Source organism: Shewanella inventionis, from assembly GCF_014641855.1.
Classification (GTDB): Bacteria; Pseudomonadota; Gammaproteobacteria; order Enterobacterales; family Shewanellaceae; genus Shewanella; species Shewanella inventionis.
Map to the genome: position 1 here is coordinate 39,913 of NZ_BMII01000035.1, position 10,027 is coordinate 49,939.

Sequence of the window (10,027 nt, forward strand, 5' to 3'; positions counted from 1 at the left end):
AGTGAACACTAACGCCCTCGCACGAGGGCGTTTTTACATTGCGTTACGCGTATCTAACCATTGATGGATCGCCTGCCTGTCACCTTGAAATATAACCCGATCACGTTTCTTTTCTAATTGAAACTGATACATAGGGTCATAGTAAACCTCTAACAACAAACTTATCCAATCGAGATGTTTACTGGCATCATTTTGATTTTGTTGCTGTAATAGAGCCTCATCAACAAGCAATTGTAACTCCTGATACTGCTTACCGCCCAAGCGTTTACGAATACCTGTTAAGCTTTGGCTAAGATAATGGCTAAATGCTTCAACCCCGTCTTGTTCACCAAACTTAACAATATAACCAGCCAACTTATCGGTGACATAGTCCTTAAGTAAGCGAGGCAAACGAATGTCTCTTGGCTCGTCGAGTAATACAATATCAGCTTGTTGCATCGCTTGATAAAATGCGTGTGGCAAAGCTGAGCGACCAATCAGATAGCTTTCGTCTTCAAGCAGTAAATGGCGATGTTGCTGCTGTTGATGCTTGAGTAATGATATCGCAAGGTTATTTTCAAAGTTGATTTGCGTTGGCTGCGGCTCAATATTTTTACCAAAACTGGAGCCTCGGTGATTTGCTAAACCTTCTAAATCAACAGCTTCAGCGCGTTGATGAATAAACTCTGTTTTACCGCTGCCGGTAATGCCACTTAAAATCAACATATTGGTTTGCTGAGGTGCGTTGTTGATAGTGCCGATTAAAAAGCTGCGCATTGCTTTATAGCCGCCTTGAATAAAAGGCACCTTAACGCCTGCATCTTTTATCCATTGCTGGGATAGCTTTGAGCGTAATCCGCCTCTAAAGCAATATAAATAACTTTCGGGGTGTTGTAACAGCTGAGCGCGCCAGGCTTCTATTCGCGCTTGCTTTACGTTACCAGTGACTAATTGGTGGCCCAGTGCAATGGCAGCATCTTGACCGTGCTGCTTATAGCAGGTGCCGACTTTAGTGCGCTCATCATCTTGCATTAGTGGCAAATTAACCGAATGTGGAAAAGCACCTTTAGTAAACTCGACTGGTGCGCGAACATCGATTAATGGTCTATTTTCAAGTAATAACCGGCCATATTCAGAGCTTGGGATTATGTCACTCATTAAGTAAGCTCGATAAGAATATCTTGGTCAGCATTTACCTGCGTTAACTCGACCATAGAGCCAATACATATCGCTTCGATATTATTTTTCGCCAGTAACACTTGCAGTTCAGCTTCGCTTTCTGCGTTTACAGCCACTAATAAACCACCGCTGGTTTGCGGGTCGCATAAAATGGCTTTTTGGTGTTCAGTTAGTTCAGGTAAGTGTTCACCGTAGCTATCAAAATTGCGATGTGTGCCGCCCGGTACGCAGCCTTGTGCTAAGTAGTCAGCAACCTTTGGCAGTAAAGGTACGTTATTGAAAGCTAGCTTGGCTTTTAATTTTGCGCCCTGGCACACTTCAATTAAATGGCCTGCTAAACCAAACCCTGTGACGTCGGTTAATGCATTCACCCCTGTAATTTTGGCAATTTCAACACCGATATTATTAAGCTGACACATAGCCTGCGGGGCAATGTGGCTGTCCTCGTCACGTAATTTCTTTTGTTTTTGGGCTGTAGTCAAAATACCTATGCCAATTGGCTTAGTAAGGTATAAGCGATCGCCTGCTTTAGCGGTGTTATTTTGTTTGAGTAATTCAAGTGGAATTTGGCCAGTGACAGCTAAACCAAAAATAGGCTCGGGTGCATCAATACTGTGGCCACCGGCGAGCATTATGCCTGCATCGGCACAGGCTTGACGGCCACCATCAACGACTTGCTGTGCAACTTCAGCAGGCAGAACATTGACAGGCCAGCCTAATATTGCAATGGCCATAATGGGTGTGCCGCCCATGGCGTAGATATCGCTAATTGCATTGGTAGCCGCGATGCGACCAAAAGTGAAAGGATCATCAACAATAGGCATAAAAAAGTCAGTAGTACTGATAATGCCAGTGTGCTCATTAAGCTTGTATACCGCCGCATCATCACGAGTTTGATTACCGACGAGTAAGTTAGGGTCAGTAAAAACGGGCAGTTGTGAGGCAAGAATCGTACTCAATACTTTTGGTGAGATTTTACAGCCACAACCGGCGCCATGACTGTATTCGGTTAATTTTACTGTTTTCTCAGACATAATAGGATGATCTTTAGGCGGCATGTTTAGCAGCAATTATAATCACTATTAGGCAGAATATCTTGTGTTTTAGATATTTAAACAATCTGGCCATTGTTTTATGTTCGGTAAAATATATTATTGTGAACATTGTTTTTTATTTTGTTTGCTGTTAGCTTATCCCTCATCAAGCACTCTCATGTTAGGTTAATATAGTGGCAAGACGTAAAGAGCACACTCATGAGCAAATTAAGCATATGGCAATCAAAGCCGTGGTCATGCATTTGCAAGATGACAATCTTCATTCTTTAAGTTTGCGAAAAGTAGCGAGTCAAATTGGCTACGTACCGAGCACCCTAATTAATATTTTTGGCAGTTATCAATATTTATTATTGGCAGTATCAGAACAAACTTTGGTGAATTTGTCTGCGGCGTTGCAAGGGGCAACACAGCAGGAGCCGATAACAAATATTAAAAATATGGCGATGGCTTATAGTGATTTTGCTTTGCAACATAAAAGCTGTTTTCGCTTGGTGTTCGAATTAACCATGCCAGACGATCAGCCCTTGCCAGAAAACCACACCATGATTGTGAAATCCTTATTTGCTTTAGTAGAGACACAATTACGTAAATGCTTTACTGGCATTAATGAAGCGCAAGCAGAATTAATGAGCCGAGTGCTTTGGGGCGGTATTCATGGGTTAACGAGCTTAGCCTTGGATGGAAAACTATTTGCGACACACCATGACTTACACGCTATGTTGTGCAGTCATGTACAAGGATATATTGCTGGTATAAGCAACACAGGGAGCTTGTATGATATTAACTAAACGCTTTTTACCTTATTTTGTGACCCAGTGTTTAGGGGCGCTAAATGATAATTTTTATAAAAATGTCTTGTTATTACTGGTGACCTACAGTCAGCTCAATACCTTACCTATTGATGTTAATTTGTTTGTCAATTTAGCCGCTGGGGTGTTCATTTTGCCGTTTTTCTTGTTTTCAGCTCATGCGGGTATCGTGGCTGACAACATGAACAAAGCAAAATTAATCCGCCGTTTAAAGCTTTTAGAGCTGATTATTATGTCCACAGCAGCTGTGGCCATTGTTAGCCAGAGCTATATGGTAATGTTGGTACTATTATTTTTAACTGGGAGTCAGTCTGCTTATTTTGGCCCAGTTAAATACTCATTATTACCTCAAGCATTAACAGAGGCTGAATTAGTCAAAGGTAATGCCCTCGTTGAAATGGGTACTTTTTTGTCGATTCTTATCGGTACATTAAGTGCGGGCTTAGTGGTAGCGAATGAAAATGGTTTAACCTGGGCTGCTATTATTGTGTCGGTTTTGGCTATGGCAGGCTATCTTGCCAGCCGAGCGATCCCATCTTTGCCAGCACAAGGTGAGCTTAATCCTAATAAGTTTTCTCTGTTTTCAGGCACCTTGCGCTGTATTAACAAGGCTCGTGAAACTAAGTCAATTTGGATGGCCATTTTAGCCATCAGTTGGTTTTGGTTTTTAGGTGCTACTTACCTGACGCAGTTTCCTAATTTTGCCAAGTTACATTTGCATGCAGATGCCACTGTCGTGTCTCTATTATTAGCTTTGTTTTCTGTCGGCATTGCGGTTGGTTCTTTTGTGTGTGAGCGATTTTCTTTTGGCCATGTTGAACTGGGTTTATTGCCGTTTGGGGTATTGGGACTCAGTGTATTTAGCTTCGACATGATAGGTGCAATTCCATTACAGGCTATGGAACCCGGTTTTGTGTATAGCTTTGAGTCTTTTATTAGTAACGCTCAGCATTATCGAGTCATGGTTGATCTGTTTTTGGTCGGGTTAAGCGGTGGGGTGTTTATTGTACCTTTATATGCGTTTATTCAAACCCGTGCAGAAAAACAAGAGTGCGCCCAAGCTATCGCAGCAAACAACATTATTAATGCGTTGTTTATGGTGGGCTCTGCAATACTCTCAATCGTATTACTCGGTGTATTAAATTGGACAATTCCTGAGTTATTTATGCTGATTGGCATAATGAACTTAGCTGTATTGTTATATGTTTACTCACAAGTGCCGGAGTTTACTCAACGATTTATTAGCTACCTACTCAGCCATGTGATGTATCGAGTTCAGGTTAATGGTAGGCAGCATATTCCGGCTCAAGGAGCAGGGATCATAGTGAGCAACCATGTGAGCTATGTTGATGCATTAATCATTATGGGAGCATCAACGCGGCCGATTCGGTTTGTGATGGATAAGTCCATCAGCGAAATCCCGATATTAAAATATGTGTTTAGGCATGCAGGGGTCATTCCTATTTGCTCACCTAAAAAGTGTGAAGCCACTTACCAAAATGCATTTGAGCAAATCCATAATGCATTAGCCAATGATGAGCTAGTGTGTATATTCCCAGAAGGGCGTTTAACGCCAGACGGCGAAATTGGTGAGTTTAGACCAGGAATTGAAAAGATATTACAACGTGACTCAGTACCCGTAATACCACTTGCACTAAGTGGTTTGTGGGGCTCGTATTTTAGCCATAAAGGCGGACATGCATTGACAACAAAACCAACTCGTTTTTGGTCAAAAGTGAAGGTAAATATTGCCCCGCTAGTGGCTGGTGATAAGACTGATCGTATGGCGTTGCAACAACAAGTAACAAACCAGTTTGAGCAATAATACCAATTCCACTAATTATCTGGTCATTCAGCGGGAATTCTGTGCCTTCTAGGCAAGTAATAGGATTGTAGGCATAGTTGCTCTCGGCAACTGCTCCTGCGTTGCTCTACCTCCTGCGTCCATGCAGTCGTACGTCAAAATACTATTAAGCAGCATAGAAGGCACAGAAACCCGCCTTGCAGGAGACGCTCAGACAGTCCATTTCTTTGTTGCATTGCCTTAGAAGGGAATAACCATTATTTCAACAATGCGCCTCAAACTGAACAGTCTGAGCGACTCTGATTGGTCACATAATTAATGGAAGTGGTATAAAGCTGAAACGCTATAAACAAAAAGGCCATCTTGATGATTCAAGATGGCCTTTTTAAATTTGTTCAGCTTATTAAGCGTATGCAGCCGTTAAACTTTTCCATTGACGCTGCCTTTCTAAAAACTGGCTGCGTAATTGTTGCACTTGTTGCTTAAGGTTGTGGTCTGCTAACTGTTTACGCTTCGCTTCGATTAAGCTCTTTTTGGCTTGATAGTATTCAAGTAAGTGTTTTTTCATTAACTCGTATTCTGCTTGAAACTTCTCAATGAGTTCGTCACAGTTTGGTAAATGTGCGACTTGATTTTGCGCATGTAATAGTTGCATTTGTAAGCGTGCACTTTCAATTCGCTCTTGCGGCACTTTACGTAAATCACTCGCTAAACCTACCCAACTCATGGTTTTAATTAACCATTTGGTCGGGTCGTAATCCCACCACTTAATGCCATTACGATAATCATTTTCAAAAATATGATGAAAATTGTGATAGCCCTCGCCATATGTTAACAACGCTAAAAAGGCATTATCGCGCGCAGTGTTTTTATCTGTGTACGGCTGTTTACCCCAAATGTGGGCTAAAGAGTTAATAAAGAAGGTGCAGTGATGTACAACCACTAGGCGTAACAAGCCCGCCATTAACACCATCGACAGTATGTCACCGTTTAACCAGCCTAAAAATGCCGGTAAACCAATGTTCATCAAAAGCACTAACGCTAAATAATGTTTATGTTGCCACATAACGATTCGATCGTTTTGTAAATCACGTACGTTGTTGTAATCGCTGTAACGGCTAGCTTGGTATTCACGTAACATCCAACCTATATGGCTATACCAAAAGCCCATTTTAGCTGAATAGGGATCTTTATCATTATTATCAACATGTTTGTGGTGTATACGGTGATCGCTGCACCAATGCAAAGCACTATTTTGTAATGCTAGTGCGCCACCTAATGCATATAAAAAACGAATCGTGGGGTGAGCTTTATAGGCCTTATGAGACCAGAGTCTGTGGTAACCAGCTGTTATTGATAAGCCACTTGCGTAAGCAAATACAATAAAAGCAATCCATTCAATGCCGTCAAAGCCATGGGTGAAGCCACGCCAAGGGATTAACACCACGGCGCCAATTAGGGTGATGGCAAATAGCAGGGTATTAAGCCAAATGATTGGAGGTTTTTTCATTTAATAAGTTTCCAATAATAGGTTACAGCAAGTTGAGCGTACATTTGTACGCTAATTTAACTTAGTCGATGGGCTTGGGTCAAGTTTAACAGGGCTGTGTTTCTGTATTAAAAACGGTATTATCTGTTGTTAAATATTGACTGAATGGATGAGTAAATGGGTGTTAGAGCACAACAAAAGGAAAAAACGCGGCGTGCATTAGTCGATGCAGCGTTTAATCAATTAAGCGCAGAACGCAGTTTTTCGAGTTTAAGTTTACGTGAAGTAGCACGTGAAGCCGGTATCGCTCCCACTTCATTCTATCGTCATTTTAAAGACATGAACGAACTTGGATTAACCATGGTTGATGAAGGCGGTTTAACTTTGCGCCAAATGATGCGCAAAGGACGCCAACGTGCTGAAGCGGGTGGCAGTGTTATTCGTATTTCAGTTGATACCTTTATGGAGGTATTAGAATCTAATCCGAACGTATTTCGAATTTTATTACATGAGCGTTCAGGAACATCTGCCGCATTTAGGGCAGCAGTAGAGCGTGAAATTGAACACTTTATTTCTGAACTCGCTCACTACACCGAAGCGCAAGCCAACCGCACGCCATTACTTGCTAGAGCACAGGCTGAGGCATTAGTGATTTTAGTGTTTAATGCCGGAGCATCGGCGTTAGATTTAAAACGCAGTGAACGTAAAGCATTAGCTGATCAGCTTGTATTACAGCTGCGCATGGTGGCAACGGGCGCAGAAGCATTACAACAAAAAATGGACAATCGTACCTAAGGTTTTTGATATTACCGATATAACAAGGGCGCAATGAATGCGCCCTCTAGCAAATTACGATGAGTTGAGGTTACTTACGTACTAACAGCACACCAGACTCCATATGATCGGTATATGGAAATTGGTCAAACAGTGCAAATCGGCTAATTTCATGGGTTTCGCTTAGCGTAAGCAAGTTGTCTTTTAAGGTTTCAGGGTTACAGGAAATATATAAAATTCGCTCGTAGCCTTGTACTAACTTTAACGTCTCTGAATCAATACCAGCGCGAGGCGGGTCAACAAAGATGGTGTTGCAATCATAACTGTCTAAATCAATTCCTTCTAAACGTCGATATTGACGTTTTTTGGCCATCGCATCGCTAAAGTCTTCAGCTGACATACGAATAATTTGAACGTTATTGACCTTGTTAATATCAATGTTGTATTGAGCGGCATCAACAGACGGTTTAGCTAATTCAGTGGCAAGGACTCGATTGAAGTTTTGTGCAAGCGCAATCGTGAAATTGCCATTGCCGCAATACAGTTCAAGTAGATCACCCTGGCTTTGCTTCGTTGCATCAATCGCCCATTCGAGCATTTTTACCGATACTTTCGCGTTTGGTTGAGTAAAGCTATTTTCGATTTGCTTGTAGTGTAATGTTTGCTTATTTACTGTTAACGATTCGACTACAAAGTCTTTGTCTAAGTCTATTTTTTGCTTACGTGCGCGGCCAATAATATTGACATTAAACTGTGTCGCCAGCTTAGATTTTAATTGAATAGCTTGCTCACGCCATTCATCATCGAGTTGGCGATGGTAAAGAAGTGATACTAAGATTTCACCACTTAGCGTTGACAAAAAGTCGATTTGAAATAGCTTGTGACGTAATGCAGGATTAGGCTTTAGTTCTGCAATTAATGCCGCCATCATTTGATTAATCAGTAAGCTTGCGGGCAAATATTGGTCACAACGCACTTTTGCATTCAGCGCTTTATCAAACATGTAGTAATATAAGTCATCGCCTTCATGCCACATTCTAAACTCGGCACGCATACGATAATGCATCGGTTCAGATGCAAAAATTTCTAGCGCTGGTGGATTGAAATCGGCAAAGGCCTGTTCAAGCTTGATGCGCTTTTGTTGTAATTGGGCATCGTAGTTTTTAGGATCCATTGCAGCTAAATTCATATTGTCCACCTAAAGCTATAAAAAAGGGCGCAAATATTATACTAAATGACGCTGATGTCTAGTAATACGCGCCTAATGATAAAATGATATCACCATTAATATTGAGCAGATTCATCTTTGGAGCCCATATTGTCTGGACCTATATTAGTATTTGATTCTGGCATCGGCGGATTGTCGGTCATGAGTGAAATTAGAAAACAGCTACCTCAGCATGACTACTGCTATTTGTTTGATAATGCCCGATTGCCCTATGGTAACTTGTCAGAGCAAGAACTGATCCGCGGTTGTGTTGCATTAATTACTCAACAAGCTAAACGTCTCAATGCCAGTATAGTGATCGTGGCATGCAATACAGCAAGTACACTTGTACTGCCTCAATTACGCCAGTCACTGACTATACCAATTGTTGGCGTTGTTCCAGCAATCAAACCTGCAGCACAATTATCGAAAAAGAAACACATTGGCTTGCTGGCAACACCAGGCACAGTAAAGCGAGATTACACTCAGGAACTCATTAATCAGTTTGCTGGAGATTGCCAAGTAGAATTGTTTGGCACATCAGAATTAGTATTATTAGCTGAGCAACATGTTGCAGGCAAAGTTATCGACAAAAGTCAGTTAAAAGCAATTCTTTTGCCAATCATTGAATCCGATATAGATGTATTAGTACTCGGCTGTACACATTTTCCGATGATCGCAAAAGAGATCAGTGATTGTATAGGAGCAGGAGTCACGCTGTTAGATTCGGGTGAGGCAATAGCAAAGCGAGTGAGATTTTTGCTTTCAAAAGAACATGACGGCACAAAGCAATTACAAACGTGTTTTACCAAAGGAATTACAGAAGGGCTAAAAGCAGCATTAGTCGATTATGGCTTTAGTGATTTTTCGCTGGTAACCATAACCGACTAACAATTTCGCTAAACTGACACTTTAGTACAAAAGTACAAATTAACTATTGTCTGAATCAGAAGATTCTTGAGACTTAGCCTCTCTCACTTTTAAAGTACGCTCTTGGAAGCTGTAGTCATTAAGTTTAGCCATTGCCTTTTGTGCGCCAGCTTCAGACATTTCAACAAATCCAAAACCTTTACGACGGCCTGTCTTGCGGTCACGCACCAAACGTACAGAGTTAACCGGCCCATATTCACCAAATAACGCTTTCACTTCACCTTCGTGTACACGGTAAGGCAAGTTACCTACATAAAGTGTCATAGTTGGACCAACATAAGGTTCATCAGCAGAATTGGCTGAGCCTGTTGGCATAAAAGTAAAAATTAACGTTGCTACAACTACACCAGCAATAAACGCTACAGAAGAAGATGCACCGCCAAACTGAAAAAAAACAAAAGCGCCAAGAAGCGCCGCAATCAAAACAATCACGAATGATTTCTGCATAAAATAATCTCTAATGAATATAAAAATGATAAATAACTGTTAAAAACCGTTACATAGTAATTAAATTTTGCCAGATAAACCAGACTGCTGTTGAAAATTTGAGCTCAAAATTAGCTTTAATATCAGAAATTACCATTTTGTGATCTAGCTAAAGAGGTTTCTTTGAGCAAAAAACTCAAAAAAGAAGCGATATGAGCAAAAGATCAACGTTCAAATCTAATAGTGATTAAAAGCGCTTGCACTAAATCTGAAGCTGCCTATAATGCGCATCCACTGACACGGCAGACAGCGAAAGCAAAAACCGGTGAGTGTTATCAAGCTACTGAGGTAGCAGAGATAACGGCAAAAAGAAGT

General features: G+C 41.2%; 9 protein-coding genes. 4 read left to right on the plus strand and 5 right to left on the minus strand.

Features of this window, described 5'->3' with window-relative positions; translation table 11 throughout:
- Positions 1-33: 33 nt before the first annotated feature.
- Positions 34-1,137: a tRNA 2-selenouridine(34) synthase MnmH gene (gene mnmH, locus IEW93_RS17930; RefSeq protein WP_188740627.1), complete on the minus strand. Its 1,104-nt coding sequence runs from the start codon at positions 1,135-1,137 to the stop codon at positions 34-36.
- Positions 1,137-2,192: a selenide, water dikinase SelD gene (selD, locus tag IEW93_RS17935; protein ID WP_188740628.1), complete on the minus strand. Its 1,056-nt coding sequence runs from the start codon at positions 2,190-2,192 to the stop codon at positions 1,137-1,139. Before selD ends, mnmH begins: the two co-directional genes overlap by 1 nt.
- Positions 2,193-2,386: 194 nt before the next feature.
- On the opposite strand from selD, the gene IEW93_RS17940 reads away from it, so the two are divergent.
- Both IEW93_RS17940 and IEW93_RS17945 read left to right on the plus strand, forming a co-directional pair.
- Positions 2,387-3,001, plus strand: coding sequence for a TetR/AcrR family transcriptional regulator (locus IEW93_RS17940; protein ID WP_188740629.1), 615 nt, complete (start codon positions 2,387-2,389; stop codon positions 2,999-3,001).
- A complete protein-coding gene (locus IEW93_RS17945; protein WP_188740630.1) occupies positions 2,988-4,847 on the plus strand; it encodes an MFS transporter in 1,860 nt (619 codons plus the stop codon). The genes IEW93_RS17940 and IEW93_RS17945 overlap by 14 nt, the downstream gene beginning before the upstream one ends.
- A gap of 382 nt (positions 4,848-5,229) precedes the next feature.
- Here IEW93_RS17945 and IEW93_RS17950 read toward each other — a convergent pair whose 3' ends face one another.
- A complete protein-coding gene (locus IEW93_RS17950; protein ID WP_188740631.1) occupies positions 5,230-6,336 on the minus strand; it encodes an acyl-CoA desaturase in 1,107 nt (368 codons plus the stop codon).
- Between the two features lie 156 nt (positions 6,337-6,492).
- Between IEW93_RS17950 and fabR the strand changes: the two genes are divergently transcribed.
- On the plus strand, positions 6,493-7,110 hold the full coding sequence (gene fabR, locus IEW93_RS17955; RefSeq protein WP_188740632.1) for an HTH-type transcriptional repressor FabR: 618 nt from the start codon (positions 6,493-6,495) through the stop codon (positions 7,108-7,110).
- A 70-nt stretch (positions 7,111-7,180) separates the two neighbouring features.
- On the opposite strand, the gene trmA is transcribed toward fabR, so the two are convergent.
- On the minus strand, positions 7,181-8,278 hold the full coding sequence (gene trmA, locus IEW93_RS17960) for a tRNA (uridine(54)-C5)-methyltransferase TrmA (protein ID WP_188740633.1): 1,098 nt from the start codon (positions 8,276-8,278) through the stop codon (positions 7,181-7,183).
- Between the two features lie 129 nt (positions 8,279-8,407).
- On the opposite strand from trmA, the gene murI reads away from it, so the two are divergent.
- Entirely contained in the window at positions 8,408-9,187 is a 780-nt protein-coding gene (gene murI / locus IEW93_RS17965) for a glutamate racemase (protein WP_188740634.1), read from the plus strand.
- A 39-nt stretch (positions 9,188-9,226) separates the two neighbouring features.
- On the opposite strand, the gene IEW93_RS17970 is transcribed toward murI, so the two are convergent.
- The gene (locus IEW93_RS17970) at positions 9,227-9,673 is read right to left on the minus strand and encodes an RNA recognition motif domain-containing protein (RefSeq protein WP_188740635.1); all 447 of its coding nucleotides are present in this window, start codon (positions 9,671-9,673) and stop codon (positions 9,227-9,229) included.
- Positions 9,674-10,027 lie beyond the last annotated feature (354 nt).